Here is a 26,810-nt window from a genome sequence, read left to right as displayed (position 1 = left end):
TGACCGGTAGTGCGGGTGAACCATGGTGGATACACCCGGTCCGTATATCGGAATAAGGTCTACACCACGCAAGTGGACTAGACCTCTTGCGGGTCCTGGGGCCACACTGTCCCCCGTGAGACATGTCATCGCCCTCGACGTGGGCGGCACCGGGATGAAGGCCGCCCTGGTCGGAGCGGACGGCGCGCTGCTGCACCGGGCGCGCCGGGCCACCGGCCGCGAGCGCGGCCCCGACGCCGTCGTCGCCGGCATCCTGGACTTCGCCGCCGAGCTGCGCGCCCACGGGACCGAGCGGTTCGGCGAGGGCGCGGCCGCGGCCGGCGTCGCCGTCCCGGGCATCGTCGACGAGACCCACGGCGTGGCCGCCTACTCGGCCAACCTGGGCTGGCGGGACGTCCCGCTGCGCGCGCTGCTCGCCGAGCGGCTGGGCGCCCCGGTGGCCCTCGGCCACGACGTGCGCACCGGCGGCCTGGCGGAGGGCCGGCTCGGCGCGGGCCGGGGCGCCGACCGCTTCCTGTTCGTCGCGCTGGGCACCGGCATCGCCGGCGCCATCGGCATCGACGGCCGGGTGGAGGCGGGCGCCCACGGCTTCGCCGGCGAGATCGGCCACATCGTCGTACGGCCCGGCGGGCCGCCGTGTCCGTGCGGGCAGCGCGGCTGCCTGGAGCGGTTCGCGTCGGCGGCGGCCGTCAGCGAGGCGTGGGCACGGGCGAGCGGCACGCCGGACGCGGACGCGGCCGACTGCGCGAAGGCCGTCATGTCCGGCGACCCGAACGCCGTCCGGATCTGGCAGGAGGCGGTGGACGCCCTGGCCGACGGCCTGGTCACCGGCCTCACCCTGCTGGACCCGCGCACCCTCGTCATCGGTGGCGGCCTCGCCGAGGCGGGGGAAACCTTGTTCACACCACTGCGGGACGCCGTCCGCCGACGGGTCACCTTCCAGAAACTGCCGGAGATCGTCCCCGCGGCCCTGGGCGACACGGCGGGCTGCCTGGGCGCGGGCCTCCTGGCCTGGGATCTCCTCGACACCACCGACGGCAAGGAGGACACGCCGTAATGGCAACCCACCCAGGGGCGCGACACACCCCGACGAGCCCGCACCCCGTGACGAGCGGCACCCCCCTGGTGCTCTCCGGCGCCACGGTCGTCCTGCCCACCGGCGCCGTACCGGGCGGCCGGGTCGTGGTCGACGGCACCCGCATCGCCGCCGCCGCACCCGAGCACGCCCGAGTCCTCGACCTGAGCGGCCACTGGGTGGTCCCCGGCTTCGTCGACCTGCACAACCACGGCGGCGGCGGCGCCTCCTTCACCTCCGGCACCGTGGAGGACGTCCTCCAGGGCATCCACACCCACCGCCTGCACGGCACCACCACCCTCGTGGCCTCCACGGTCACCGGCGCCATGGACTTCCTGACGCAGCGCGCCGGGCTGCTGAGCGAGCTGGCCGAGCAGGGCGACATCGCCGGCGTCCACTTCGAGGGGCCGTTCATCTCGCCGTGCCGCAAGGGCGCGCACTCCGAGGAGCTGCTGCGCGACCCGGACCCGGCCGAGGTGCGCAAGCTGGTCGACGCGGCGCGCGGGCACGCGAAGATGGTCACGCTCGCCACCGAACTGCCGGGCGGCATCGACTCCGTGCGGCTGCTCGCCGAGCACGGGGTGATCGCGGCGATCGGGCACACGGACGCCACCTACGAGCAGACCGTCGAGGCGATCGACGCCGGCGCTACGGTCGCCACGCACCTGTTCAACGCGATGCCGCCGGTCGGCCACCGCGCCCCCGGGCCGATCACCGCGCTGCTGGAGGACGGGCGGGTCACCGTCGAGCTGATCAACGACGGCACGCACCTGCACCCGGCGGCGCTGCAACTGGCCTTCCACCACGCGGGCGCCGACCGGGTCGCGTTCATCACGGACGCGATGGACGCGGCCGGCTTCGGCGACGGCCGCTACATGCTCGGCCCGCTGGAGGTGGAGGTCGCGGACGGCGTGGCCCGGCTGGTGGAGGGCGGCTCCATCGCCGGCTCGACGCTCACCCTGGACCGGGCGTTCAAGCGGGCGGTGACGATCGACCGGGTGCCGGTGACGGACGCGGTGCGCGCCCTGTCCGCCAACCCGGCGCGGCTGCTCGGCCTGGACGACCGCATCGGCTCCCTGGAGCCGGGCAAGGACGCGGACCTGGTCGTCCTGGACGCGGACTTCGAGCTCAGGGGCGTGATGCGGCGGGGCGCGTGGGTGGTCGATCCCCAACTGGCCTGATACGTCCGCCCGTACGGTGACGGTGGTCGACCCGAGGTCTGGGCCGGCCGCCGTGCGTTTGGCATGATCGAGCCTCCGGACAGCAACGTCGCACGCGCACATCGGGGGAGGTCGGGCCAGGTGATCCTCACGGTCACGCTGAACACCGCTCTCGACATCACCTACCGGGTACGGTCCCTGCGGCCGCACGCCTCGCACCGGGTCGCGGAGGTCACCGAACGGCCCGGCGGCAAGGGGCTGAACGTGGCCCGGGTGCTCGCCGCCCTCGGGCACGAGGTGACCGTCACCGGCTTCGCGGGCGGGGCCACGGGGGACGCGGTGCGCGAACGGCTCACCGCGACGCCCCGGATCACCGACGCCCTGGTCCCGGTCGGCGGGCCCACCCGCCGCACGGTCGCGGTGGTCGACGAACTCACCGGCGACACCACCCAGTTCAACGAACCGGGGCCGGTCGTCGACCCGGTGCGGTGGGCGGCCTTCCAGGAGGCGTACGAGGGTCTCGTCGGGCGCGCCGACGCGGTGGCCCTGTGCGGCAGCCTGCCGCCGGGGGTGCCGGTCGGGGCGTACGCGGGGCTGGTGCGCACAGCGCGGGCGGCGGGGGTGCCGGTGCTGCTGGACACGGCCGGCGAGGCCCTGCGGCGCGGGGTGGCCGCCCGCCCGGACGTCATCACGCCCAACGCCGGCGAACTGGCCGAACTGACCGGCTCCCACGAGCCGTCGCGGGCCACGCAGGACGCCCGGCGGCGCGGGGCACGCGCGGTGGTGGCGACGCTCGGCCCGGACGGCCTGGTCGCGGTGACCCCGGAGGGGTGCTGGCGGGCGGCGGCGCCGGCCCGGGTGCGGGGCAACCCGACGGGCGCGGGCGACTCGGTCTCGGCGGCCCTGCTGGCGGGCCTGGTGGACCGCCTGCCGTGGCCGGACCGCCTGTCCCGCGCGGTCGCCCTGTCCGCGGCGACGGTCCTGGCCCCGGCGGCCGGCGAGTTCGACCCCGCGGCCTACCGGGACCTGCTGGACCGCGTGGCGGTGACCGGGGACGTCACCGCCGCCTGATCCGGGGCTACTGGGTGACCTGGCCCTTCTTCAGCCAGAGCTGGTCGAGCAGGACGTTGCACTTGTCGCCGTCCTGGCAGGACAGCGAGATGGTGTTGGTGCCCTTGGTCAGCGACGGGTAGGCGTACGTCGTGGTCCAGCCCTGGGCGAAGTCGCCCTGGGCGGCCTTGGCGTAGTTCTTCAGCGGCATCTTCGTGCCGAAGACCTTGCCGTTGACGGTGAGGGTCATGGACTGGTCCTCACCGGGCGTGCTGTAGCGCGCGAACAGCGTGTAGGCGCCGTCGTCGGGGATGCTGCTGACCGTCCAGGTGACCGAGGCGCCGACGTTGTTCAGGTTGCCGACGTAGACGCCGCCGCCCGCCCGGGCCCCCTCGACGTCCGAGGACGTCGCGGCGCCGCCGTCCAGCCGCAGCGCCTTGGCCTCGATGGCGGGCAGCTTGGTGTCGCTCGCCTCGCTGGTGCTCGACTCGCTGGGTGAGGCGCTCGCGGACGTGGTGGGTGTGGACGCCGCCTCGTTGCCGCCGCCCTTGTCGTCGTCGGTGTTGCCGTTGGCCATGGCCACCGCGATGCCGATGACGACCGCGGCGACCACGGCGACCGCGCCGATCAGCAGGCCCTTGGTGTTGGGCCCGCGGCCCCGGCCGCCGCCGGTGGACGCCGCCTGCTGGCGGGTCGTGGGGGCCCCGCCGGGCAGCGTCTCGGGCGCCGCGTAGTGGGCGTTCGGCCTGCCGTACGCCGCCTGCTGCTGCGGGGGCGCGCCGTGCTGTCCGTAGGACGGCTGCTGCCCGTACGGCTGGGTCTGCTGCTGGCCGTACTGGCGCTCGCCGACCGTGCGCACCCGGCCGACCGCGTTCGGGTAGCCGTAGCCGCTGTTGGAGGGCGGCTGCGCTCCGTTGGCCTGTCCGTCGGCGTAGAGGTAGCCGAACGGGTCGTCGTCCTCGGGTGTGCTCGCGCCGTTGTTGCCGGGCGTCATCCCTTCGTACTCCTCAACAGGTGCGGGGGGCGGATGCGGGGGCGACCCGGGACGCGGTGGGCGTCTCGCGGGGCGCGTCTGAATCATGTGGCGAAGTGCGAGCCTACCCGCTCCGCAAGGCCCGAACGGGTGACCCGGACCGCATCACCGCGCTGACCTGCACCTCATCCGGCACGCCGGTGCTGTTTGGGACGAGATCGTTTCTCGACGTACATCCGCTCGTCGGCGGACTTCAGCACCTCGTCGGCCGTCATGCCGCAGTGCGCCCAGCCGATGCCGAAGCTGGCGCCCACCCGCACGGCCCGCCCCTCGGCGCGGATCGGCTGGATGATCTCGTTGCGCAGCCGTACGGCGAGGTCCTGGGCGTCGGCCCGGCCCAGCCCGTCGGCGAGGATCACGAACTCGTCGCCGCCGAGCCGGGCCACGGTGTCGCCGTCGCGCACGCCCCGCGAGAGCCGGCGCGCGACCTCGATGAGGACGGCGTCGCCCGCGTTGTGCCCGAACCGGTCGTTGATCGACTTGAAGCCGTCGAGGTCGCAGAAGAGCACCGCGAGCCCCTTCGTGCCGTCGTCGCGGCCCTCCTCGGGGGCGACGGTGTGCACGTGGTGGTCGTAGCCGTCGAAGGCGTCCACCGGGTCGGGGCGGTAGTCGAAGCCGTGCCCGCTCAGGTCGGGCACCGCGTGGCCGAAGGCGGCGTCGTGGGAGTCGAAGGTCTCCTCCAGCGCCGCGTGGGCGGGCCGCCGGCACAGGCGGGAGGAGAGGCGCGAGCGCAGCTCGGCGGAGTTCGGCAGGCCGGTCAGGGAGTCGTGCGAGGCGCGGTGGGCGAGCTGGAGCTCGCGGCGCTTGCGCTCCTCTATGTCCTCGACGTGGGTGAGCAGGAAGCGCGGCCCGTCGGCGGCGTCGGCGACGACGCTGTTGCGCAGGCTGACCCAGACGTAGGTGCCGTCGCGCCGGCCGAGGCGCAGCTCCGCGCGGCCGCCCTCGGCGGAGGTGCGCAGCAGGGTGCCTATGTCCTCGGGGTGGACGAGGTCGGAGAAGGAGTAGCGGCGCATCGCGGAGGCGGGGCGGCCCAGCAGGCGGCACAGGGCGTCGTTGGTGCGCAGGATCCGGCCGTGCTGGTCGCCGCCCATCTCGGCGATGGCCATGCCGGAGGGGGCGTACTCGAAGGCCTGGCGGAAGGATTCCTCGCTGGCGCGCAGGGCCTGCTGCTCGCGCTCCAGACGGACCAGGGCGCGCTGCATGTTGGCCCGCAGCCGGGCGTTGCTGATGGCGATGGCGGCCTGGAAGGCGTACATCTGCAGCGCCTCGCGGCCCCAGGCGCCGGGCCGGCGGCCGTTGCGCGGGCGGTCCACGGACAGCACGCCGATCAGCTCGCCGCCGGAGCCGCCGGGCACGGAGGGCGTGTACATCGGCGCGAACAGCCGGTCGGAGGGGTGCCACTCGTCCTCGAAGCGCGGCGCGGGCCCGTCGGTGTACCACTGCGGGACGTCGTCGTCGTCGAGGATCCAGCCCTCGGTGTGCGGGATGAACACCAGGTCGCCCCAGTGCTCGCCCATGGTCAGCCGCCGCTCCCAGGACTCGCGGGAGCCGACCCGGCCGGTGATCAGCGCTTCGGCCGCCGGGTTGCCGGCGAAGGCGGCCACCACGAGGTCCCCGTCGGCGCGCACGAGGTTGACGCACGCCAGCTCGTAGCCGAGTGCGGTGACGACGCCGTCCGCGACCGTCTGCAGTGTGTCCGCCAGGCTGCGGGCCGTGTTCATGTCGGCCATGACCTGGTGCAGCTGTCGCAGGGAGGCAAGACGGACGTACGGCTCCGACTCGGTCTCCATGCTCGCCCTCCCCCCGAGACTTCGCAGCGAATCAAGGGTCTGTCGTCGGCGTACTGTTCTCCGCAGCTGTCGGGCTGCTGTCCTGCTGCTGTTCTTGAGCGGTCCCCGCCACTGAATCACAGCGCGAAGCCCGGTCGGTACACAGGGTCAACAATTCATGGCCCTTGTGACTCAAGTCACATAAGAACATGAACAATTGGGGGAGATTTCCGCGTTTCCCGGTGTTCGCGGCCTTTCCCGGGTTTGCCGCGCTTCCGGTGGTTCGGGACCCCGGGCGCCGCGGCACCTCACGGCCGGGACCGTGGTCCTAGGACCGGCTTCGGGCCGAGGTCCGATGCGGGGCGCGGAGAGGGAAGACTAGCGTCGGGAAGCGTGCCGAACACATCCCCCGCCGCCCCCGCCGCCCCCGTTGTGCATGCTGAGGGGGTGAGCAACGACGAGTTCCGCGCCGCCATGTCCCGGCTGGCCGGCGGCGTGGTCCTGGTGACCGCGCAGGAGCCCCCGCTGGACCCCGGCGACCCCTCGGCCCCCCGGGGCGAGGACGTCGGCATGACGGCCACCGCCTTCGTCTCCGTCTCCCTCGAACCGCCGCTGGTGATGGTCAGCCTGCGCGAGGGCTCGCGGATGGACGACCTGCTCGCCGAGCAGCCCCTGTGGGCGGTCTCCGTGCTCTCCGAGAGCCAGCGGCACATCGCCGGCCGGTTCGCCATGAAGGGCCGCATCAGCGACCGGCTGCTCTTCGAGGACATCCCCTACGTCCGCGGCGAGGCCACCGGCGCCCCGCTCGTCGGCGGCGCGCTGGCGACCCTGGAGTGCCGCACGGAGCAGGTCGTGGCGGCGGGCGACCACACGCTGGTGATCGGCCGCGTCCTGACCGCGGGGGTGCCGAGCGCGGAGGGCGGGCCCCTGCTGTACTTCCGGGGGCGCTACCGGCAACTTGACTGAGGCACCACTGGCGCCGTCGGCGCCGCGTCAGCCCCAGTCCCTCGCCGAGCGGCCGCGCTTGGTCTCCGAGCGCTGCTTCTTCTCCCGCAGCCGGCGCTCGTTGATGCCGCGCGGGACGCGGGTGGGACGGCGCGGCCTGGGCGGGGGCGCGGTGGCCTCCGCGAGCAGCGCCGCGAGGCGCACCGCGGCCGCCTCCCGGTTGCGCCACTGGGAACGGTGCTCGGAGGCGCGCACCGAGATCACCCCGTCGACGAGCCGGGACGCCAGCCGTTCCAGGGCGCGCCGCTTCCACACCTCGGGCAGGGCCTCGGTGCGGGCCAGGTCGAAGCGCAGCTCCACCTGGGAGTCGCTGGTGTTGACGTGCTGGCCGCCGGGCCCGGACGACCGCGAGAAACGCCACATGAGCTCGGCCTCCGGGAGGGAGACGGAGCCGCGGATCAGATGGGGACCGGACATGCCGTACATGTTCCCGGCTCTGACCCGTCCACGTCACGCGAATTAGAGAAGGGTAAAGAAAGTAAAGGGGGGCGGAACCTTCGCGCCCCCTGACGGCGTTCCTAGGGGTAGAGGTAGCTTCGTGCCCGTACGAAGCCCCGTAAGGCACCACCGCGCACGCGGAACGAGGGAAGGGACTCCCAACAATGGCTGTAAGCCTGTCCAAGGGTGGCAACGTCTCGCTCACCAAGGAGGCTCCGGGCCTGACCGCCGTCACCGTGGGCCTCGGCTGGGACGTCCGCACCACCACCGGCACGGACTTCGACCTCGACGCCTCCGCGATCGCGGTCAACACCCAGGGCAAGGTCTACTCCGACGCCCACTTCGTCTTCTTCAACAACAAGCAGACCCCGGACAACACCATCGTCCACACCGGTGACAACCGCACCGGCGAGGGCGAGGGCGACGACGAGGCGATCAACGTCAACCTCGCCGCCCTCCCGGCCGACATCGACAAGATCGTCTTCCCGGTGTCCATCTACGACGCCGAGAACCGCTCGCAGAACTTCGGCCAGGTCCGCAACGCCTACATCCGCATCGTCAACCAGGCCGGCGGCGCGGAGATCGCCCGCTACGACCTGTCGGAGGACGCGGCCACCGAGACCGCCATGGTCTTCGGCGAGCTCTACCGCAACGGCGCGGAGTGGAAGTTCCGCGCGGTCGGCCAGGGCTACGCCTCCGGCCTGGTCGGCATCGCCCAGGACTTCGGCGTCAACGTCTGAGCAGTCCGGCCGGCCGCTGCGGCCGGCCCGGCGGGAGCCCCCGGCCGCGGTGCGCCACGGCCGGGGGCTCCGCCTGTCCCCGCGAAAGGTCTCCCCGTGATCCTGGAGCCCCTGCCGCTCACCCCGGACCGGGACATCCCGCCCGCCGTCCTGACCGAGCTGACCGCGCTCTACGCCTCCGACCACGTCTTCCAGGCACTCAGCGGCGACTTCCCCGACCCGGACGACATCCGGCCGGAGCAGGTGGCGGCCGAGCTGGCCGACGAGCTGGCCACCCCGCACGGGGAGGTGCTGCTCGCCCGCTCCGAGGGACGGCTCGTCGGCGTCGCGGTCACCCTGGCCCACCACCCCGACCCGGCCGACCCGGACCCCTGGATCGGCCTGCTGCTGGTCGACGCGGCGGTGCAGGGCCGCGGCTTCGGCCGCCGGATCGCCGAGGCGGTGGAGGACCGTTTCCGCGCCGCGGGCCGCGACGCCGTGCGCCTGGCCGTCCTCGACGCCAACCCCAGGGGCCTGGCCTTCTGGACCGCCCTCGGCTACACACCCGTCGCCCACCGCCGCGACCTGCGGCGGAACCGCCCCTGCACGGTGCTCCGCAAGCGCTTGGCCGACCGAGCCGCGGACACGACCTAGGGCCGGGGTGGCTTGCCCTCGCCGTACAGCCAGGTCTTCCAGATCGGCGCCCAGTCCTCGTCCGGGGCCTGCCGCTCCACGTACGCCGTGAAGTCGGCCGTGCTCGCCGTGCCGTGGCGACGGGCGGCCGTCCAGCCCTGCACCAGGTCGTAGAAGGCGTCGTCGCCGACGGTCCGGCGGATCATGTGGACGACCATCGCGCCGCGCGCGTACACCGGCCGGCCGGAGAGGTGCGCGGCGCCCGGCGGCTTCGCGGGCGGGAAGTCCCACAGGTGCTCGTCGCCGTCCTCCCCCTCGTCGTAGAGGGTGTCGAAGGTCTCCTGCGCGCTGTCGCCACCGTGGTCCTCGTCCCACAGCCACTCGGCGTACGTCGCGAAACCCTCGTTGAGCCACATGTCCCGCCAGGTCCTCGGCGTGACCGAGTCCCCGAACCACTGGTGGGCCAGCTCGTGCACCAGGGTGCCGGTGTCCGGGGCGCCCGGGAAGACGGGCCGGTTCTGGGTCTCCAGGGCGTACCCGGCGTCCTCGGGGCGCTCCACGATCGCACCGGTGGAGGAGAAGGGGTACGGCCCGAAGTTGTACGTCGCCCAGTCCATGATCTCGGGCAGCCGGGCCAGCACCGCCCGGCTGTCGTCGGCCTGCCCGGGGTCGACGGCCGTGTACACCGGCACCCCGCCGCCGGTGGTGGCGCGCCGGACCTCGTACCGGCCGATCGCGAGGGTGGCCACGTAGCTCGCCATGGGTTCGGCGGTGTGCCAGGTGAAGGTGGTGCGCCCGCCGGCGGTCGTGGTGCGGGTGAGCTGCCCGTTGGACACCGCCGTGAGTCCCTCGGGGACGGTGACGGTGAGGTCGTAGGCCGCCTTGTCGGACGGGTGGTGGTCGCCCGGGAACCACGCCATGCCCCCGACCGGCTCGCCGAGGGCCAGGGCACCGTCCGCGGTGTGCAGCCAGCCCTCCTGCGAGCCGTCGGGGTCGGTGAGCGTGCGCGGGCGCCCGGAGTAGCGCACGACCGTCTCGAAGACCTCACCGGCGCCGAGGGCCTCGGCCGGCCGCACGACGAGCTCCTGTCCGCTCCGGCGGACCCCGGCGCGCCGCCCCTCGACGGTGACGTCCCGCACGTCCAGGCCGGCCAGGTCCAGGTCGAAGGCGGCGAGGTCCCGCGTGGCGCGGGCGGTGACGACGGCTCTCCCGGTGAGACGCCGGGACCCGGGGTCGTAGCTCAGGGTCAGGCCGTAGTGGGACACGTCGTAGCCGCCGTTCCCGGCCCGGGGGAAGTAGGGGTCGCCGACGCCGGGGGTGCCCGCGTCGCCGCGTCCGTCGTCGTCGCACCCGGCCAGGGGGAGCGCGCAGAGGACGAGGGCGGCGGCAACGGCCGGGCCGGGGCGGACAAGGCGCGTCAAAAAGGACACGACCGCGATCCTATGCGGGCATGACACCATCACTGGCGTGCTCGACATCGGCTACGCCCTCTCCAACCGCTTCCCCGACCCCCCGCAGACGGACTACCGGCGCGCGGACGTCCACGCGCTGCGGCACGACCTGTTCTGCGGCGACGTCTACCTCGCCGACACCACGTCGGACCGGGAACTGTCCACAGCCTGGGGATGGGTGCCGGTGCTGGACTTCGCGTGGGCGCTGTGCGACATCGCCGAGCGCCTCGACCGGGACCCGGCGGGCTCCCGCGCCTCCCGCCCCCAGCACGCCGAGCTGGACTTCACCGAGTCCACCGACCGCATGCTCTTCGAGCGCCGCTTCGGCTGGGTGGACATCGAGGCCGACTGGATGCCGGCCGAGGAGCCGCCGCTCACCTTCTCCCACGCCGAACTGCGCCGCGAGGCCCGCGACTTCCTCCACGACCTCCTCGCCGACCTGATCGACCTGCACGAGGACCTGGGCGAGAACCCGGCGATCTGGACGCTCCAGGCCAGGTTCCCGCGGGTGGGGTGAGCGCGGGGGCAGAGGGCCGAGCGCCTGCCGGAGAGGGCCGGTGACCCCGCAGGACGTCGGGCGCCGCCCGTCAGTCCTCCACCCTGACCCCCAGCGCCGCCGCGAACACCGGGGCCAGGTCCATCAGCTGACCCGTGCTGATCACCGCGCCCGACAGCCGGTCCACCCCGCCCGACACCGTCAGCTCGGTCGCGCCGCGCAGGTCCGTGTCCTTGAGCGTGGCGGCCGTGAAGTCGGCCGATCTCAGGACGCAGTCGACGAACTCGACACGCTCCAGACGGGCCCCGCCGAAGTCCGGCTCCACCAGGACGCAGCCCTCGAAGACGACGTCCTTCAGGCGGGCCTGGCGCAGGTTCAGGTAGTCGATCTTGCCGCCGCGCACCAGCACCCGCTCCAGGACCGCGCCGTAGAGCTGGGTGCCGCCCAGGCGGGCCTCCGTCAGCTCCACGTCGCGCAGCGTGGACTCCGCCAGGTCCGTGCCCACCCCGGTGACGCCCGCGAGCACCGAGTCCAGGAACCGGGCGTGCCGCAGCCCCGTCTCGTCCAGCGCGCACCCCCGCAGCGCGCAGTCCATGAAGCGGGCGCCCCCGCCCTCCTGCCCGGCCAGGTCCCGCTCCCGGAACTCCAGCCCGTCGTAGTCCCCGTCGGGCTCCAGTTCCGCTCCCCCGAACTCCTCCAGCGCGGGCAGCCGCACCTGGGGCCGCCGCGCCCCCTTCACCCCGCCGCGTCCGGGACCGGTCCTCGCGCTCGTCATGCGCCCATCCTGCACCGTGCCACCGACAGGGCCCCCGACCTGCGGACGTACCGCTCGATGTCACACACGGCGCCCGGGAACCGTCACAGGTGCGACAGGTGAACCCGACCGCAGGGAGACCCCTCATGCACCGCATCACCGTCATCGGCGGCGGCCTCGCCGGACTGACCGCGGCCATCGCCGCCGCCGAGGCGGGCGCCCGGGTCACCGTCCACGAGGCCCACCACACCCTGGGCGGGCGCGCACGGACAGCCGAGGGCTGGTACCGGACGAACGAGGGCCCGCACGCCCTGTACAACGGCGGCCCGCACTGGACCTGGCTGCGCCGGCGCGACCTCATCGGCCCGCTCGCCCCGGTCCCGCCCCTGGAGGGCGCCCGGCTGCGGCTGCGCCACCACGGCACCCTGCGCCGCACCCCGCCGTTCGCGATGCTCCGGCTGCTGCGCCGCACCGCCCGGCAGGCCCCCGTGGACGTCGACTTCCTCACCTGGGCCACCGGGCAGGCCGGGGAGGAGGGCGCCCGCGCCGCCGCCCACTACGCGGCCGTGGCCCTGTTCCACCACGACCCGGGCGCGCTGTCCGCCGCGTTCGTGCAGGAGCGGCTGCGCCGCGCCACCAGGCTGCCGCCCGAGGCCCACTACCCGCGCGGCGGCTGGGCGAGCGTCGTCGACCGGATGGCCGCCCGCGCCTGGAACCTCGGCGTCCGCGTGGAGACCGGGTCCCGCGTCGACACCCTCCCCGACGCCGACGGGCCGGTCATCGTCGCGACCTCCCTCGCCGCCGCCCGCCGGCTCCTCGGCGACCCCACGCTGACCTGGCCGAGCGGCCGCACCGTCCTGCTCGACCTGGCCCTGCGCACCCGGCGCGGCGACGCCTTCGTCGTCTCCGACCTCGACGCGCCCGGCTGGATCGAACGGTTCACCGCGCAGGACCGCACCCTCGCCCCGGCCGGCGAACAGCTCCTCCAGGCCCAGATCCCGGTGGCCCCGCACGCGCCCCGCCGGGACGGTATCGCCCGCGCGGAAACCCTCCTCGACCTCGGCTTCCCCGGGTGGCGCGAGCGCGTCACCTGGCGGCGCGAGGCCGTCGCCGACGGACGTACCGGCGCGGTGGACCTGCCCGGCACGCACTGGCGCGACCGGCCCGCCGTCGACCGCGGCGACGGCGTCTACCTGATCGGCGACCAGGTCGCGGCCCCCGGCGTCCTGTCCGAGGTCAGCTTCACCAGTGCCCTCATGGCCGTGTCCCTGGCCCTCGGCCTCGGCCACCGGGAGGGGCTTGACCTCAAGCGCGCTTGAGGCCGGAGGGTGGGCACCCGACGGCGGCCGGCACCCACCGCCACCGCCGCCATCCACCAGCCCACCGCCGGCGGACCGGCCACCGAGCCCGCCGGCCCGCCCAGGGGGACCCCATGCACGCCATCCGGCTCCACTCCTTCGGCCCCGCCGAGAACCTCCGGTACGAGGAGGTCGACGATCCGCGGCCCGCCCCCGGCCAGGTCCGCGTCGCCGTCGCCGCGGCCGGGGTGCACCTGCTCGACACGGCCCTCAGGGAAGGGGTGCGCGGCCCGGCCCCCGCGCTCCCGGAACTGCCCACGATTCCCGGCCGCGAGATCGCAGGCGTGGTCGACGCCCTCGGCGAGGGCACCGACGCCCGCTGGCTCGGCAAGCGCGTCGTCGCCCACCTCGGCTTCGCCCCCGGCGGCTACGCCGAGCTGGCCGTCACCGACGCCGGCCGCCTGCACGAGGTCCCCGAGCCCCTCGACCTCGCCGCCGCCGTCGCCATGATCGGCACGGGCCGTACGGCGCTGGGGATCGCCCGGTTCACCGACCTCGGCCCCGGCTCGGTGGTCCTGGTCCCCGCGGCCGCCGGCGGCATCGGCACCCTGCTCGTGCAGTACGCCAGGAACGCCGGCGCCACCGTGGTCGGCCTGGCCGGCGGAGCGGAGAAGGTCGCCCGGGTCCGCGCGGCCGGGGCCGACCTCGCCGTCGACTACACCGACCCCGGCTGGCCCGGCACGGTCCGCGCCGGGCTCGGCGGCCGGGTGCCGACCGTCGTCTTCGACGGGGTGGGCGGCGACGTGGCCCGCGAGGCCGTCGCCCTGCTCGGCCCGGGCGGGCGGCACCTGGTCTTCGGCTGGTCCGCCGAGGGGGTCGTCGACGGCCGCGGGTACGTCGTCGACGGCGTCTCCGAGCAGGTCCTGGGCCCCGCCATGCTGAGCTGGGTGGGCGGCCCCGACCCGCTGCGCACCCTGGAGGAACAGGCCCTGGCCGAGGCCGCCGCCGGCCGCCTCGTCCCCGCCGTGACCCGCTTCCCCCTCGCCCGGGCCGCCGCCGCGCACCGGGCCCTCCAAGGCCGGGGCACGGTCGGGAAGGTGGTCCTGGAGCCGTGACCTGCGCCGCCCGGGGCCGGGGCTCCGTCCCGAAGATGCAGCTCGTCCCGATACATGGTCTTCTGGGCGAATGAGTGTCACCCACACAGGTGAACCCCCGACGGATGCCGGAGCCGACCCCCGCCGCTGGTGGGGCCTGGTGGTCATCGCCCTGGCGCAGCTCATGGTCGTCCTCGACGCCACCATCGTGAACATCGCCCTGCCCTCCGCCCAGCAGGACCTGGGCATGAGCAACGGCAACCGCCAGTGGGTGATCACCGCCTACACCCTGGCCTTCGGCGGCCTGCTGCTGCTCGGCGGCCGCATCGCCGACCTGGCGGGCCGCAAGCGGACGTTCGTCATCGGGCTGATCGGCTTCGCCGTGGCCTCCGCGATCGGCGGCGCGGCGACCACCGACGGCATGCTCTTCGCCGCCCGGGCCCTGCAGGGCGTCTTCGCGGCCGTCCTGGCCCCCTCCGCGCTGTCCCTGCTCACCACGACCTTCACCGACCCGAGGGAGCGCGGCAAGGCGTTCGGCATCTACGGCGCCCTCGCCGGCTCCGGGTCCGCGATCGGCTTCATCGTCGGCGGCCTGCTCACCGAGTACCTGAACTGGCGCTGGTGCCTCTACGTCAACGTGCCGATCGCGGCCGTCGCGGTCTTCGGCGCGTTCGCCCTGCTGCACGACCGCCCCGGCCACGCCGACGCCCGCCTGGACGTGCCCGGCGTGCTGCTGGGCTGCGGCGGCCTCGTCGCGATCGTCTACGGCTTCAGCGAGGCCGAGCCCCGCGGCTGGTCGGACCCGCTGGTACTGGCGCTGCTGGCCGGGGGCGTGGCCCTGCTCGCGGTGTTCGTGTGGTGGCAGACCCGGGCGAAGTCCCCGCTGCTGCCGCTGCACATCGTCCGCGACCGCGACCGGGCCGGCTGCTTCCTCACCATGGGGCTGGCCACCATCGGCATGTTCGGCCTGTTCCTGTTCATGACCTACTACCTCCAGGTCATCCTGGCCTACTCGCCGGTCCGCACGGGCCTGGCCTTCCTGCCGCTGACCGTCGCCATCATCATCGGGTCCACGCAGATCTCCGCCCGGCTGCTGCCGCACGTGGCGCCGCGCGCCCTGATGGGGCCCGGCATGGTCCTGGCCGCGGGCGGCATGCTGATCCTGACCCGGATGACGGTCCACTCGTCCTACACCACGGAGATCCTGCCCGCCCTGCTGCTGATGGGCCTCGGCATGGGCCTGACCTTCATGCCGGTGTTCTCCACGGCCACCGCGGGCGTCGCGCCCCGCGACTCCGGCGTCACCTCCGCCACGGTCAACACCTCCCAGCAGGTCGGCGGCTCCATCGGCACGGCCCTGCTGAACACCATCGCCACCACCAGCGCCGCGAGCTACGTCGCCGCCCACCTGCGCGACCCCGCCCGGCGGGCGCGGGTCGTCGCCGAGGGCACCGTGCACGGCTACACGGTGGCCCTGTGGTGGGCCGCCGGCGTCATGCTCCTGGCCGGCCTGATCGCCGTGCTCCTGGTGACGGCCGGGCCGCCGAAGCACGGGGCACGGCAGCAGGAGGCGGTCCCGGAGCCGGTGGTCTGACCCTCCGTCCGGCCGGCCCGGCTCGACAGGTGCCGCGACCGCCCCCGGGACGATACTGACGGGGATGAAACGGCACACGCGTGTCCCCCGGGCCCTCGCGGCGGTGCGGTCGTACGTCCGCAGCGCGCCCGGCACGTACGCGTGGCTCGGCGTCCTGTTCGTCACCACGGTCGCCCTGCACCACATGTCGCCGGAGTTCGAGCAGGACTTCCTGCGCCAGCGGTCCACCAACCTGCACGAGCTGTCGCAGAACCCCGTACGGGTACTGGTCGCCAGCGCCATGTGGATCGACGGCGGCCGCTGGCTGCCGTACGCGGTGCTCTACACCGTCTTCCACGCGAGCGCCGAGCGCCGGCTCGGCACGGCCCGCTGGCTGCTGGTGTGCGTGCTCGCGCACGTCCTCGCCACGCTGATCAGCGAGGGCGCGCTGCTGTGGGCGATCGAGCAGGGCGTCGCACCGCACTCGGAGTACAACACCCTCGACATCGGCGTGAGCTACGCGCTGGCCGGGATCGTCGCGGTGCTCACGTACGAGATCCGCACCCCCTGGAGGTACGGCTACCTGGCCGCGGTGCTCCTCGTGTACACCCTGCCGCTGACGAGCGGACCCACCTTCACGGACGTCGGCCACTTCGTCGCCGCACTGGTCGGACTGGGCTGCTTGCCGCTGGTCAGAGGCCGTACGCAGGTACGGAATCCGAAGGAGACAGCCCCCGTCCCCAGGGGCTAACGTCCGCCCATGGACAGCTCGGCACGCGGCCCCGTGAACGGCGGCATCTCCTTCTGGTACGCCCACGACGGCCTGCCCGACCGGCGCCCGCCGCTGTCCGGGGACGCGGACGCCGACGTCGTGATCGTGGGCGGCGGCTACAGCGGCCTGTGGACCGCCTACTACCTCAAGAAGGCCGACCCCGCCCTGCGCGTCACCGTCCTGGAGCGCAGCTTCTGCGGTTACGGCGCCTCCGGGCGCAACGGCGGCTGGCTCTACAACGGCATCGCCGGCCGCGACCGCTACGCGAAACTGCACGGCCACGAGGCCGCCGTACGCCTGCAGCGGGCGATGAACGCCACCGTCGACGAGGTGATCGCGGTCGCCGCGGCCGAGGGCATCGACGCGGACCTGCACCGCGGCGGCGTCCTGGAGGTCGCCCGCACCCCCGCCCAGCTCGCCCGCCTGAAGTCCTTCCACGCCCACGAGCTGTCCTACGGCGAGGACGACCGCGAGCTGTACGACGCGACGGAGACCGCGGCCCGCATCCGCGTCGCCGACGCGGTGGGCTCGTCCTGGACGCCGCACGGCGCCCGGGTGCACCCGGTGAAGCTGGTGAAGGGCCTGGCGGCGGCCGTCGAGAAGCTCGGCGTGACGATCCACGAGTCGACCCCGGTCACGGAGATCCGCCCGCGCCACGCGGTCACCCCGTACGGCACCGTCCGCGCCCCCTACGTGCTGCGCTGCACCGAGGGCTTCACGGCGGGCCTGAAGGGCCAGCGCCGCACCTGGCTCCCGATGAACTCCTCGATGATCGTCACCGAGCCGCTCACCGACGACCAGTGGGCGGCGATCGGCTGGGAGGACCGCGCGACGCTGGGCGACATGGCGCACGCCTACATGTACGCCCAGCGCACGGCCGACGGCCGCATCGCGCTCGGCGGCCGGGGCGTGCCGTACCGCTTCGGCTCACGCACCGACAACGACGGCCGCACGCAGCCCGGGACGATCGAGGCACTGCGCGACATCCTCACCGCCTTCTTCCCCGCCCTGGCCGGCGTCCGCGTCGAGCACGCCTGGTCGGGCGTCCTGGGCGTCCCGCGCGACTGGTGCGCCACGGTCACCGTCGACCGCGCCTCGGGCCTCGGCTGGGCGGGCGGCTACGTCGGCTCGGGCGTGGCCACGGCCAACCTGGCCGCCCGCACCCTGCGCGACCTCGTCCTCACCGAGACCCCCACCGACCTCACGACCCTCCCCTGGGTCGCCCACAAGGTCCGCCGCTGGGAACCGGAACCCCTCCGCTGGCTGGCGGTCCACACCCTGTACGCGACGTACCGCACGGCGGACCACCGCGAGGAATCCCTCCGCACGACGAGAACGTCCCGCCTGGCCCAGGCAGCCAACCGCCTGGCGGGCCGCCACTGACCCGCAGCCCCGTGGGCCGATCAGCCGACCAGGCTCTTGTACAGGTGGACGTCCTCGGCGCCACCGGGGATGCCCAGAGTCCTGCCGGTCTCGACGTACCCATGGCCCCGGTAGAACGCCGGGGCCTGGAACGTGAACGAGGAGACGCAGGCACGATCGCAGCCCCGCTCCCTTGCCTCCTCTTCCGCGGCCAACAGAAGCCGGCTCCCCCAGCCGTCCCTCCGACTCCGTTCCCGCACCCAGAGCATCTCGATACCGAGCAGCCCGCCCCAGGTCCAGGCGGACAATCCGCCGATGAGCTCCCCTTCGTCGTCGACGGCCTTCACCGACAGCGCGCCCTGGTCGGCGGCGGTCGTCCCGGTCGCGGGGAAGTTGACCTCGTCCAGCCCGCGGGACAAACGCCGGTCCAGCTCGGTGTCCCGGTGCCCCACACGTATCGCCGCGTCCTCCGGGTCATGCCCCGCGACGGCCTGTGCAGCCTCGTGCGCGCCTCCGTACGCGTCCGCGCGACCACGCTCCTTGGCCGCTCCGAGGCGCGGTCCGTGGTCGGGCAACAGATCTCGCGTGATCGCTTCGTCATCCACCTGCCCAACCTATTCTGTGGCCCACCGCACGCCGCAGCCATGGTCGGGGGAAGCATGCTCAAGCAGTTGGACGAACTCGTCGGCCGGCACAGCGGCTGCGAGCAGCAGCCCGTGCGTTTCCGTCCACGAACGTGGCACCCGCGGCTGGAGCCGCACGAAGCGGCGCGCGTCCTCGACATCGGGGTCGCGTGCGTGAACGGACCGAGCGGTGACCGGCTCGTCAGCCGGGGCGATCTGTCCCACCTCCGTGATCGTGCCGGCGACGATGACGACAGCCTGCGTGACCTGTTCGTGGCCGTCATGATCTGGGGCTCGGGCACCACGAACGGACGCGGGCCGCGTTACACCGAAGCGGCCCTGTCAGACGCCCGCATGGCCACTGTCCTCCGCACCACGTCCGAAGCGGTCCGAGACGGCGACCTGAGCGGGGCTTACCGGCACTTCGTCCTCAAGGGTGTGGGACGGTCCTTCTTCACCAAGTGGTTCGCGGCCGTCGACGACCGGGACGGCACTCATGAGCGGGCCCTGATCCTCGATGACCGCGTCTTCCGTTCGCTGAACGCGCTGGGGTGGGTCAGTTGGAAGGCGGCCGGCACCCGGTACTGGCCCACCCGGTACGCCACCTACGTCAGCTCCCTGCACGAGTGGGCGTCGGCTCTGGGAGTCACGGCGGACCGGCTCGAATGGCTCCTCTTCCACGTGAACGGCCGCATCGACGAGGTCTCATGAGGTGCAAGGGCTTGATCGGAGCCGAGTCACCGCCTCCGGCGTCGCGCCCCGCGTCGTGATGGAGACCCTCGGGCACAGCCAGATCAGCATCACCATGGACGTCTACACGCACGTGACGTGGACACGCAGCGCGAGGCCATCAGTCACGTGGATCGGCTGCTCAGGCGGCGTGTCGACCGTGAGTGACCGCCCCGGTTGATGTCACCCGTGGATGTCGAACGCCCCGGACCGATCTTCGGCCGGGGCGTTCCCGCTGTTCAGCGTCAGAGCCCCCTGTCGGATTCGAACCGACGACCTTCGCTTTACAAGAGCGGTGCTCTACCAGCTGAGCTAAGGAGGCGTGCGCGGGTCCGTAGGACGTGCGCCCGTGCAGTGTACCCAGGTCGTCCCGAGGGCCCGGCGAGAATTTCCGCGAAGTTCACTGTCCTCCGGGTACTGACAGGGCGGGTGAATGGCAGGTACCGTCCTGACCCAGTTCACTCGTGTGGACTACACCAACCACCTTCCTACAACGGATCGTCCGGCACGTTCCTGCCGGTAGAAGGGGGCCCATTCACCATGGCCACTGTCACGTTCGACAAGGCGACCCGGATCTACCCGGGTTCCGACAAGCCCGCCGTCGACGCCCTGGACATCGAGATCGCCGACGGGGAGTTCCTCGTCCTGGTCGGTCCCTCCGGTTGCGGCAAGTCCACCTCCCTGCGCATGCTCGCCGGCCTGGAGGACGTCAACGGCGGCGCGATCCGCATCGGCGACCGCGACGTCACCCACCTGCCGCCGAAGGACCGGGACATCGCCATGGTGTTCCAGAACTACGCGCTCTACCCGCACATGACGGTCGCCGACAACATGGGCTTCGCGCTCAAGATCGCCGGCGTCAACAAGGCGGAGATCCGGCAGAAGGTCGAGGAGGCCGCCAAGATCCTCGACCTCACCCAGTACCTGGACCGCAAGCCGAAGGCCCTCTCCGGCGGTCAGCGCCAGCGTGTCGCCATGGGCCGCGCCATCGTGCGTGAGCCGCAGGTCTTCCTCATGGACGAGCCGCTGTCCAACCTGGACGCCAAGCTCCGCGTCTCGACCCGTACGCAGATCGCCTCCCTGCAGCGCCGCCTCGGCATCACCACGGTCTACGTCACCCACGACCAGGTCGAGGCCCTCACCATGGGCGACCGTGTCGCGGTCCTCAAGGACGGTCTGCTCCAGCAGGTCGACACCCCCCGCAACATGTACGACCGCCCGGCGAACCTCTTCGTCGCCGGTTTCATCGGATCCCCGGCGATGAACCTCGTCGAGGTCCCGATCACCGACGGCGGCGTGAAGTTCGGCAACTCGGTCGTGCCGGTCCAGCGCGAGGCCCTGTCCTCCGCCACCGACAAGACCGTCACCGTCGGCGTCCGCCCCGAGCACTTCGACGTCACCACCGACCCCGCCACGGGCGTCCCGGTCGTCGTCAACGTCGTCGAGGAGCTGGGCTCCGACGCGTTCGTCTACGGCACCGCGCAGGTCGGCGGCGAGGCCAAGGACCTGGTCGTCCGCGTCGGCGGCCGGGAGGTCCCGGAGAAGGGCAGCACGCTGAACGTCGTGCCGCGCTCCGGCGAGACCCACGTGTTCTCGACCTCCACGGGCGAGCGCCTCTCCGACTGACGTCCACCGGCGCCACACCTTCGGCCCGCCTCCCCGCGGGCAACCGGAAGGGCCCCGCAGCACCCGTGCTGCGGGGCCCTTCCGCTGGGTCCGTGCCGCCGCTCCGATACCCCGGCGAAACCGGCGTTTCGAGCGACACTCGTCAACCCACTACCCAAAAAGGTGCACGGGTTCATCCCCCGACCGGGTGACTAAATGTCGCCAAATCATTACCGGGCGCTACCCTCACTCGCGTGAAGCACTCCGTGAAGCACTCCAGCTCCTCCCCCAGCACGCGACGCGGCCAGGGCCCCGCCCGCCACATCGGCCGCACCCTCGCCCTCGTCCTGCCCGTCGTCCTGGTGCTCTCCGGGACCCTCGCGGTCACCCGGGTCAACTGGTCGGGGGACCCGGCCGACTCGGTGCTCGCCGCGTCCGACGTCGCCGCCGCGGGCGACGCCAAGCACACCGCCCCGCGCGCCCCGCAGGACGTCCTGCGCGACCGGCTGCTCACCGAGCTCCAGGAGAAGGACCCGGGCACCGCGCTCACCCACCTCCAGGAGGCGGTCAACGGCAGGCCGTCGCTCGCGCGCCACTGCTCCTCCATCGCCCGCGCCCTCGGCCGCGCCGCGGTCCGCGTCTACGGGCCCACCCGCGCGCAGTCATACGCCCGCCCCGTGTGCGACACCTCCTTCGCCTCGGGCGTCCTCGCCGCCCACAGCTGAGCGCACGGCTCAGGCGTACGGCCGTGGTCAGAGGCGAGGTGGCGTCCGTGCCGTGACCGCCGTCGCCACGGCGGTCACGGCCCCACGCCCCGGCAAGGCCACAGCAGGATCGAAGCGACGACAGCACCGGAGCAGACGGCACCGAAGCAGACAGCACCGAAACGGACAGCACCGAAGCGACACCGAACCACCGCAGCAAGGCCACCGCGCGCCCTCCGTGCGGTCCTCACGGCCCCGCGGCCGCCCTCACGGCGACGGCGGGTGAAGGACCCGGTTCCCGGCCTCCGGCGCCCGCGCGGCGCCACGTACAGTGCCGTCATGACCCATCCGCACGCCGCGTCCCGCCCGACACAAGCCGTCGTCCTGGCCGGTGGCCAGGGCTCCCGGCTGCGCCCTTACACCGACGACCGGCCCAAGCCGATGGTCGAGATCCCCGGCACGGGGACGCCGATCATAGGTCACCAGCTCGGCTGGCTCGCCGAGGAGGGCGTCACGGACGTCGTCGTCTCCTGCGGCCACCTCGCCGAGGTGCTGCAGCAGTGGCTGGCGACGGCCGACCTGCCGCTGAAGGTCACCACGGTCGTCGAGCACGAGCCGCTGGGCCGCGGCGGCGGCCTGAAGTACGCGGCCGCCCACCTGCCCCACCCCGACCGGCCCTGGTACGCCACCAACGGCGACATCTGGACCCGCTTCTCGCTGCGGGACATGGCCGACTTCCACACCGAGCGCGACGCGGTGGCCACCCTCGCCCTCGCCCGGCCCCGCATCCCCTGGGGCGCCGTCCAGACCGACGGGTTCGGCCACATCACGGACTTCATCGAGGCACCGCCGTCGACCTTCGAGATCAACGCGGGCGTCTACGTCTTCTCCCCGGCGTTCGCCGACCTGCTCCCGGAGCGCGGCGACCACGAGCGCACGACGTTCCCCCGCCTCGCCCGTGAACTGCGCCTGGCCGGCTTCCCGATCCCCCAGGGCGCCTACTGGCGGGCCATCGACACCGCCAAGGACCTGACCGAGGCGGCGAAGGAACTGGCCGCCCTCGGCCGCTGACGCCGACCACCGGGCGAGCACGCGGCTCCCGTACGCCCACGCGGAAGGGCCCCGCACCGGAAAGGTGCGGGGCCCTCTGTCGTGCGCCGCGGAGCGCGGGGCCGCCAGGCCCTGGCCGACAGCCCTAGCCCAGCAGGCCGCCCACCAGGCCCGGGCGGTCCGAGTGGGACGAGCCGCCGTCCGAGCCGCCGCCGCCCGTCGAGCCGCCACCGCCCGAGGTGCCGCCCGACGTGGGGCCGGAGGACGTGCTCGGCGCCTCCTGGACCGGCGCGGGCTGCTCGGGCGGGCTGTCGTTGCCGACGGCACCCTGCGTCTGGCTGGGCGCGCCGGTGCTGGAGGTGTCCTCGTCGCGCGGGGAGCCGGTGTCCTCGCGGTCCTCCCCGGCCGACGGCTCGGACGTGGCGCCCTGCGTCGGCGAGGTCGACGCGGCCGGCTTGCGGCTCGCCTTGTGCTTGCCGGACTCCCCGGGCAGCGGGGTCCCCGGCAGTTCGTTGCGCGGGGCCTCGCCGGGCCCGGGCACGACCACCCGGTCCGAGTCGCGCACGGCGCCGCCGAGCAGCGAGCCGACGAGCAGGGTGAGGCCGACGGTGACCGCCGTGACGAGGGCACCGCGCCGCAGCACGTACCGGCGCAGCTCCCACAGCTCGGAGCGCGGGCCGAGGCGCCGCCAGGCGCTGGCGGCGAGCCGGCCGTCGATGGAGTACACGGGCGCGCCGGCGATGATCAGCGGCGACCAGGCGGCGAGGTAGATGATGTCGGGCGCGTCGTAGACCGGGACGGTCTTCCAGCTGACGGTGACGATGAGCGCGGCGGAGAGCAGCGCCCCGACCACCGCCGCGACCCGCTGCCAGCAGCCGAGGACGGTGAGGACACCGACGACGACCTGCAGGAAGGCGATGACGAGCCCCGAGCCGACGGGGTGGTGCAGCGCGAACTGCCGCAGCGGCTCGGCGACTTCCCAGGGGTGCAGGGTGTTGAGCCACTTGACCATGGAGCCGCGCTTGCCGCCGTCGAAGTAGACGGGGTCGCACAGCTTGCCCATGCCGGCGTAGAGGGAGATGAATCCGAGGAAGACGCGCAGCGGGAGCAGGACGACGCCGAGGTTCATGCGGCGGCCGGGGTAGTAGGCGTGCCGCGCGGGGTCGTCGCCGTGCCGCCTGCCGCGCGCCGCCGCATCGGCGTCCGGGTCGTCGGGGTCGGCGTCCGCGCCGGCGTACGGGGCCCCGGGGAACGCCGCCGTCTCGGACAGCGCGCCGCCGTCGTAGGCGCCGCCGGTCCCGTCGTAGGCGCCGGTGTCGTCGTAGGCACTGCCGACCGTGCGCATCGGCGGCAGCAGCCGCTGCCCGCCGTCGCCGTGGCTGCGCTGGGCGCCGACGACCGGCGTCTCCAGGGTCTGGGCGGTGACGTCGTCGTAGCCGCCGACGTCGACGCGCGGGATGACCTGGGTGGCGCCCGCGTCGGCGCGGCCGTCCTCGCCGTGCCCGACGCTGCCCGCCCGCACCGCCTGGAGCAGCCGGTGGGCGCCGGTGTCGTCCGGGGCGGTCTGGCCGCTCCACACGACGGGCCGGCGCCGCGCGACGGCGACGCCCTCGGCGGCGGGAGTGCGCGCGGCGTCCTGGGCGGCGCTCACGGGCCGGGCGATCCGCGAGGAGGCGCCACGCCACGACGACGCGCCCAGCAGCACGCGGAAACTGGCGTGATTGACGATGATCTGCGCCGGATCGCTCGGCACCTTCACCATGCTCAGCGCGGGAGCGTCGTCGACATCCGACGAGCGGTCCCCCGTGGGTGTGCGGGGTGTTCTGGTGTCCACACTCATCTAACCGAGTGACGTGTGGTTAGGACACTGCTTTGACCGGTCCGATCTGTCCGGACCCCGTCAAGGTTGCCCTGCTCCCGCACTCCTCGCCGGAATCGACCCGCACGGGGGTACCGCCGGACAGGTGTTCAGGCGCGGCGGCGTGCCGCCTCGTAGAGCACGATGCCCGCCGCCACACCGGCGTTGAGGGACTCGGCGCCGCCCGGCATCGGGATGCGCACCCGGTAGTCGCAGGTCTCGCCGACGAGCCGGGACAGGCCCTTGCCCTCGCTGCCGACGACGATGACGACCGGGCCCCCGAGGGCTTCCAGTTCGCCGAGTTCGACCTCGCCGTCCGCGGCGAGCCCGACCACGACGACGCCCGCCTTCTTGTACGCCTCCAGCGCGCGCGTCAGGTTGGTGGCCCGCGCGACCGGCGTACGGGCGGCGGTGCCCGCGGACGTCTTCCAGGCGCCGGCGGTCATGCCGGCCGCGCGCCGCTCGGGCACGACCACGCCGTGGCCGCCGAACGCGGACACCGACCGGACGACGGCGCCGAGGTTGCGCGGGTCGGTCACCCCGTCGAGGGCCACGACCAGCGGGTCCTCGCCCGCCTCGGCGGCGGCGTCGGCCAGGTCCTCGGGGTGGGCGTACTCGTACGGCGGGACCTGGAGCACCAGGCCCTGGTGGTTGAGGCCGTTGGTCATGCGGTCCAGCTCGGGGCGGGGCGCCTCCATGAGGTTGATGCCGCCGCGCTCGGCCGCGAGCTGCAGCGCCTCGCGCACCCGCTCGTCGTTGTCGATGAACTGCTGGACGTACAGCGTCGTCGCGGGCACGCCCCCGCGCAGCGCCTCGACGACCGGGTTGCGGCCGACGACGAGCTCGGAGGCCGAGCGGCCGCCGCCGCGCCGCTGCGGCGCGCGGCCGCCCTGCGCGCGCTTGACCTTGGCCTGCGCGGCACGCTGCTTGACGTGGCCCTTGCGCATCTCGGCGGGGGGCGTCGGCCCCTTGCCCTCGAGGCCCCGGCGCCGCTGGCCGCCACTGCCGACCTGCGCGCCCTTCTTGCCGGACATGCGGCGGTTGTTCCCGGCCATGACCTACCTGTCTTCGTGATGCGGGTGAATGTACGTGAGTGCCAGTGTGCCGCCCGGGGGGCCGGGCGGCACATTCGTGTGCGGTGGCTACCGCGGGCCGAGGGTCCAGCGCGGACCCTGCGGGCTGTCCTCGATGGCGAGCCCGGCCTGCTGGAGCTGGTCGCGGATGGCGTCCGCGGTGGCCCAGTCCTTGCGGCCGCGCGCCGACTCGCGCTGGTCCAGCACGAGCCGTACGAGGCTGTCGACGACGCCGTGCAGGTCCTCGCCCGCGTCGGACTCGCCGGCCCAGTGCGGGTCGAGCGGGTCCAGGCCGAGGACGCCGAGCATGGCGCGGACCTCGGCGAGCCGGGCCACCGCCGCGTCCTTGTCGTCGGCGGCGAGGGCGCTGTTGCCCTGCCGGACGGTGGTGTGCACGACGGCGAGCGCCTGCGGGACGCCCAGGTCGTCGTCCATCGCCTCGGCGAAGGCGGGCGGGACCTCGGCGGCCGGCTCGACGGTCTCGCCGACGAGTTCGACGACCCGCTGGGCGAAGCCCTCGATGCGGCCGAAGGCGGCCTCGGCCTCGCGCAGCGACTCCTTGCTGTACTCGATCATCGAGCGGTAGTGCGGGGTGCCGAGGTAGTAGCGGAGCACGATCGGGCGCCACTGCTTGACCATCTCGGAGACCAGGACGCTGTTGCCCAGCGACTTGGACATCTTCTCGCCGCTCAGGGTCACCCAGGCGTTGTGCACCCAGTACTGGGCGAAGTCGTCGCCGAACGCCTTGGCCTGCGCGATCTCGTTCTCGTGGTGCGGGAAGATCAGGTCCAGGCCGCCGCCGTGGATGTCGAAGGCGCTGCCCAGGTACTTGTGGGCCATCGCCGAGCACTCCAGGTGCCAGCCGGGCCGGCCGCGGCCCCACGGCGTCTCCCAGTCGGGCTCACCGGGCTTGGTCGCCTTCCACAGCGCGAAGTCCCGGCGGTCGCGCTTGCCGGTGATGCCCTCCTCGGAGGGCTGACGCAGGTCGTCCAGGTCCTGCCGGGACAGCTCCAGGTACGCCGGCCACGACCGTACGTCGAAGTAGACGCTGCCGTCGGCCTCGTAGGCGTGGCCGCGCTCGATCAGGCCGCGCATCATCTCGACCATCTCGGTCACGTGGCCGGTGGCCCGCGGCTCGTAGGTGGGCGGGAGGCAGCCGAGGGCGGTGTAGCCGTCGGTGAAGGCCCGCTCGTTCTCGTAGCCGATGGCCCACCAGGGGCGGCCCTGGTCGGCGGACTTGGCGATGATCTTGTCGTCGATGTCGGTGACGTTGCGGACGAACGTGACGTCGTAGCCGCGGTAGGCGAACCAGCGGCGCATGATGTCGAAGTTCAGCCCCGAGCGGATGTGCCCGATGTGCGGGGCCGCCTGCACGGTGGCGCCACACAGGTAGATCGAGACGCAGCCCGGCACGAGCGGGGTGAAGTCACGGATCTGCCGGGCGCTGGTGTCGTACAGGCGAATAGTCACGGGTCCAGGGTAGTGG

25 protein-coding genes, 1 tRNA gene and 1 pseudogene are annotated in these 26,810 nt (G+C 73.5%); 17 read left to right on the top strand and 10 right to left on the bottom strand.

The features are described 5' to 3' along the window. Positions 1-115: 115 nt before the first annotated feature. The 3 genes from E4U92_RS23875 (at position 116) to E4U92_RS23865 (ending at position 3,306) form a co-directional block, all read left to right on the top strand. On the top strand, positions 116-1,057 hold the full coding sequence (locus tag E4U92_RS23875) for an ROK family protein (RefSeq protein ID WP_137302501.1): 942 nt from the start codon (positions 116-118) through the stop codon (positions 1,055-1,057). A gap of 68 nt (positions 1,058-1,125) precedes the next feature. After that, positions 1,126-2,256 (top strand): N-acetylglucosamine-6-phosphate deacetylase, encoded by a 1,131-nt coding sequence (nagA, locus tag E4U92_RS23870; RefSeq protein WP_229862635.1) that lies wholly within the window; start codon positions 1,126-1,128, stop codon positions 2,254-2,256. A 120-nt stretch (positions 2,257-2,376) separates the two neighbouring features. Then, positions 2,377-3,306, top strand: a complete 930-nt coding sequence (locus E4U92_RS23865) for a 1-phosphofructokinase family hexose kinase (protein WP_137302499.1) — start codon at positions 2,377-2,379, stop codon at positions 3,304-3,306. A gap of 7 nt (positions 3,307-3,313) precedes the next feature. Here E4U92_RS23865 and E4U92_RS23860 read toward each other — a convergent pair whose 3' ends face one another. Together E4U92_RS23860 and cdgB are read right to left on the bottom strand one after the other, a co-directional pair. After that, on the bottom strand, positions 3,314-4,279 hold the full coding sequence (locus E4U92_RS23860; RefSeq protein WP_137302498.1) for a carbohydrate-binding protein: 966 nt from the start codon (positions 4,277-4,279) through the stop codon (positions 3,314-3,316). A gap of 164 nt (positions 4,280-4,443) precedes the next feature. Next, positions 4,444-6,108, bottom strand: a complete 1,665-nt coding sequence (gene cdgB / locus E4U92_RS23855; protein WP_137302497.1) for a diguanylate cyclase CdgB — start codon at positions 6,106-6,108, stop codon at positions 4,444-4,446. A 372-nt stretch (positions 6,109-6,480) separates the two neighbouring features. Here cdgB and E4U92_RS23850 point away from each other — a divergent pair, with 372 nt between their 5' ends. Then, positions 6,481-7,053 (top strand): flavin reductase family protein, encoded by a 573-nt coding sequence (locus tag E4U92_RS23850; protein WP_137302496.1) that lies wholly within the window; start codon positions 6,481-6,483, stop codon positions 7,051-7,053. A 27-nt stretch (positions 7,054-7,080) separates the two neighbouring features. On the opposite strand, the gene arfB is transcribed toward E4U92_RS23850, so the two are convergent. Then, the gene (gene arfB / locus E4U92_RS23845) at positions 7,081-7,518 is read right to left on the bottom strand and encodes an alternative ribosome rescue aminoacyl-tRNA hydrolase ArfB (protein ID WP_137302495.1); all 438 of its coding nucleotides are present in this window, start codon (positions 7,516-7,518) and stop codon (positions 7,081-7,083) included. Between the two features lie 176 nt (positions 7,519-7,694). Here arfB and E4U92_RS23840 point away from each other — a divergent pair, with 176 nt between their 5' ends. Continuing rightward, a complete protein-coding gene (locus tag E4U92_RS23840; RefSeq protein WP_048459028.1) occupies positions 7,695-8,270 on the top strand; it encodes a TerD family protein in 576 nt (191 codons plus the stop codon). 96 nt (positions 8,271-8,366) lie between these two features. After that, a complete protein-coding gene (locus E4U92_RS23835) occupies positions 8,367-8,903 on the top strand; it encodes a GNAT family N-acetyltransferase (protein ID WP_137302494.1) in 537 nt (178 codons plus the stop codon). Here the strand turns inward: E4U92_RS23835 and E4U92_RS23830 are convergent. After that, the gene (locus tag E4U92_RS23830) at positions 8,900-10,342 is read right to left on the bottom strand and encodes a M1 family metallopeptidase (RefSeq protein WP_137302806.1); all 1,443 of its coding nucleotides are present in this window, start codon (positions 10,340-10,342) and stop codon (positions 8,900-8,902) included. The two genes, E4U92_RS23835 and E4U92_RS23830, sit on opposite strands and share 4 nt — an antisense overlap. 7 nt (positions 10,343-10,349) lie before the next feature. Here E4U92_RS23830 and E4U92_RS23825 point away from each other — a divergent pair, with 7 nt between their 5' ends. Continuing rightward, entirely contained in the window at positions 10,350-10,850 is a 501-nt protein-coding gene (locus tag E4U92_RS23825; protein WP_137302493.1) for a hypothetical protein, read from the top strand. Positions 10,851-10,920: 70 nt separating this feature from the next. On the opposite strand, the gene E4U92_RS23820 is transcribed toward E4U92_RS23825, so the two are convergent. Further along, positions 10,921-11,604 carry a pentapeptide repeat-containing protein gene (locus tag E4U92_RS23820; protein ID WP_137302492.1) on the bottom strand — a complete coding sequence of 228 codons (684 nt, stop codon included), beginning with the start codon at positions 11,602-11,604 and terminating at the stop codon, positions 10,921-10,923. A gap of 125 nt (positions 11,605-11,729) precedes the next feature. On the opposite strand from E4U92_RS23820, the gene E4U92_RS23815 reads away from it, so the two are divergent. From E4U92_RS23815 to E4U92_RS23795, 5 genes are all read left to right on the top strand, one after another. Continuing rightward, on the top strand, positions 11,730-12,902 hold the full coding sequence (locus E4U92_RS23815) for an FAD-dependent oxidoreductase (RefSeq protein ID WP_137302491.1): 1,173 nt from the start codon (positions 11,730-11,732) through the stop codon (positions 12,900-12,902). A 113-nt stretch (positions 12,903-13,015) separates the two neighbouring features. Further along, positions 13,016-13,996 (top strand): zinc-binding dehydrogenase, encoded by a 981-nt coding sequence (locus tag E4U92_RS23810; RefSeq protein ID WP_137302490.1) that lies wholly within the window; start codon positions 13,016-13,018, stop codon positions 13,994-13,996. A gap of 70 nt (positions 13,997-14,066) precedes the next feature. Further along, positions 14,067-15,569: an MFS transporter gene (locus tag E4U92_RS23805; RefSeq protein ID WP_137302489.1), complete on the top strand. Its 1,503-nt coding sequence runs from the start codon at positions 14,067-14,069 to the stop codon at positions 15,567-15,569. A gap of 64 nt (positions 15,570-15,633) precedes the next feature. Beyond that, entirely contained in the window at positions 15,634-16,299 is a 666-nt protein-coding gene (locus E4U92_RS23800) for a rhomboid-like protein (RefSeq protein ID WP_174864002.1), read from the top strand. Positions 16,300-16,308: 9 nt separating this feature from the next. Then, on the top strand, positions 16,309-17,703 hold the full coding sequence (locus E4U92_RS23795) for an NAD(P)/FAD-dependent oxidoreductase (RefSeq protein ID WP_174864000.1): 1,395 nt from the start codon (positions 16,309-16,311) through the stop codon (positions 17,701-17,703). 20 nt (positions 17,704-17,723) lie between these two features. Here the strand turns inward: E4U92_RS23795 and E4U92_RS23790 are convergent, their stop codons facing one another. After that, the gene (locus E4U92_RS23790; RefSeq protein ID WP_229862559.1) at positions 17,724-18,134 is read right to left on the bottom strand and encodes a GNAT family N-acetyltransferase; all 411 of its coding nucleotides are present in this window, start codon (positions 18,132-18,134) and stop codon (positions 17,724-17,726) included. A gap of 24 nt (positions 18,135-18,158) precedes the next feature. Here E4U92_RS23790 and E4U92_RS23785 point away from each other — a divergent pair, with 24 nt between their 5' ends. Together E4U92_RS23785 and E4U92_RS36725 are read left to right on the top strand one after the other, a co-directional pair. Then, complete coding sequence (locus tag E4U92_RS23785) at positions 18,159-19,016, top strand: 8-oxoguanine DNA glycosylase OGG fold protein (RefSeq protein WP_229862560.1); 858 nt, start codon at positions 18,159-18,161, stop codon at positions 19,014-19,016. Between the two features lie 28 nt (positions 19,017-19,044). Then, positions 19,045-19,202: pseudogene (locus E4U92_RS36725) on the top strand (site-specific integrase); the annotation flags it as partial. Positions 19,203-19,283: 81 nt separating this feature from the next. On the opposite strand, the gene E4U92_RS23780 reads toward E4U92_RS36725, so the two are convergent. Then, positions 19,284-19,356 (bottom strand) — tRNA-Thr (locus E4U92_RS23780). A 218-nt stretch (positions 19,357-19,574) separates the two neighbouring features. On the opposite strand from E4U92_RS23780, the gene E4U92_RS23775 reads away from it, so the two are divergent. The 3 genes from E4U92_RS23775 (at position 19,575) to E4U92_RS23765 (ending at position 22,414) form a co-directional block, all read left to right on the top strand. Further along, positions 19,575-20,660, top strand: a complete 1,086-nt coding sequence (locus E4U92_RS23775; protein ID WP_137302488.1) for an ABC transporter ATP-binding protein — start codon at positions 19,575-19,577, stop codon at positions 20,658-20,660. Positions 20,661-20,893: 233 nt separating this feature from the next. Beyond that, a complete protein-coding gene (locus tag E4U92_RS23770) occupies positions 20,894-21,364 on the top strand; it encodes a hypothetical protein (protein ID WP_373311515.1) in 471 nt (156 codons plus the stop codon). Positions 21,365-21,682: 318 nt separating this feature from the next. Next, positions 21,683-22,414 (top strand): nucleotidyltransferase family protein, encoded by a 732-nt coding sequence (locus tag E4U92_RS23765; protein ID WP_067234464.1) that lies wholly within the window; start codon positions 21,683-21,685, stop codon positions 22,412-22,414. A 124-nt stretch (positions 22,415-22,538) separates the two neighbouring features. Here the strand turns inward: E4U92_RS23765 and E4U92_RS23760 are convergent, their stop codons facing one another. From E4U92_RS23760 to cysS, 3 genes are all read right to left on the bottom strand, one after another. Further along, positions 22,539-24,233, bottom strand: a complete 1,695-nt coding sequence (locus E4U92_RS23760) for a DoxX family membrane protein (RefSeq protein ID WP_137302487.1) — start codon at positions 24,231-24,233, stop codon at positions 22,539-22,541. Positions 24,234-24,361: 128 nt separating this feature from the next. Further along, entirely contained in the window at positions 24,362-25,306 is a 945-nt protein-coding gene (rlmB, locus tag E4U92_RS23755) for a 23S rRNA (guanosine(2251)-2'-O)-methyltransferase RlmB (protein WP_137302486.1), read from the bottom strand. A gap of 87 nt (positions 25,307-25,393) precedes the next feature. Then, positions 25,394-26,794, bottom strand: coding sequence for a cysteine--tRNA ligase (gene cysS, locus E4U92_RS23750; protein WP_137302485.1), 1,401 nt, complete (start codon positions 26,792-26,794; stop codon positions 25,394-25,396). Between the last annotated feature and the right edge of the window lie 16 nt (positions 26,795-26,810).

It is taken from the genome of Streptomyces galbus (assembly GCF_005280195.1).
Classification (GTDB): Bacteria; Actinomycetota; Actinomycetes; order Streptomycetales; family Streptomycetaceae; genus Streptomyces; species Streptomyces galbus.
The sequence above is the reverse complement of the archived record's forward strand: the minus strand, read 5'-3'. Positions and strand labels throughout refer to the sequence as shown.

Coding starts and splice junctions, on each gene's coding strand:
- E4U92_RS23815 (WP_137302491.1), top strand. CDS start 11,730: ATGCACCGCATCACCGTCATCGGCGGCGGCCTCGCCGGACTGACCGCG.
- rlmB (WP_137302486.1), bottom strand. CDS start 25,306: ATGGCCGGGAACAACCGCCGCATGTCCGGCAAGAAGGGCGCGCAGGTC.
- E4U92_RS23860 (WP_137302498.1), bottom strand. CDS start 4,279: ATGACGCCCGGCAACAACGGCGCGAGCACACCCGAGGACGACGACCCG.
- E4U92_RS23830 (WP_137302806.1), bottom strand. CDS start 10,342: ATGGTGTCATGCCCGCATAGGATCGCGGTCGTGTCCTTTTTGACGCGC.
- E4U92_RS23785 (WP_229862560.1), top strand. CDS start 18,159: ATGCCCCGCGACGGCCTGTGCAGCCTCGTGCGCGCCTCCGTACGCGTC.
- E4U92_RS23760 (WP_137302487.1), bottom strand. CDS start 24,233: ATGAGTGTGGACACCAGAACACCCCGCACACCCACGGGGGACCGCTCG.
- cdgB (WP_137302497.1), bottom strand. CDS start 6,108: ATGGAGACCGAGTCGGAGCCGTACGTCCGTCTTGCCTCCCTGCGACAG.
- E4U92_RS23840 (WP_048459028.1), top strand. CDS start 7,695: ATGGCTGTAAGCCTGTCCAAGGGTGGCAACGTCTCGCTCACCAAGGAG.
- E4U92_RS23795 (WP_174864000.1), top strand. CDS start 16,309: ATGGACAGCTCGGCACGCGGCCCCGTGAACGGCGGCATCTCCTTCTGG.
- E4U92_RS23765 (WP_067234464.1), top strand. CDS start 21,683: ATGACCCATCCGCACGCCGCGTCCCGCCCGACACAAGCCGTCGTCCTG.
- arfB (WP_137302495.1), bottom strand. CDS start 7,518: ATGTACGGCATGTCCGGTCCCCATCTGATCCGCGGCTCCGTCTCCCTC.
- E4U92_RS23805 (WP_137302489.1), top strand. CDS start 14,067: ATGAGTGTCACCCACACAGGTGAACCCCCGACGGATGCCGGAGCCGAC.
- E4U92_RS23800 (WP_174864002.1), top strand. CDS start 15,634: ATGAAACGGCACACGCGTGTCCCCCGGGCCCTCGCGGCGGTGCGGTCG.
- E4U92_RS23775 (WP_137302488.1), top strand. CDS start 19,575: ATGGCCACTGTCACGTTCGACAAGGCGACCCGGATCTACCCGGGTTCC.
- E4U92_RS23820 (WP_137302492.1), bottom strand. CDS start 11,604: ATGACGAGCGCGAGGACCGGTCCCGGACGCGGCGGGGTGAAGGGGGCG.
- E4U92_RS23810 (WP_137302490.1), top strand. CDS start 13,016: ATGCACGCCATCCGGCTCCACTCCTTCGGCCCCGCCGAGAACCTCCGG.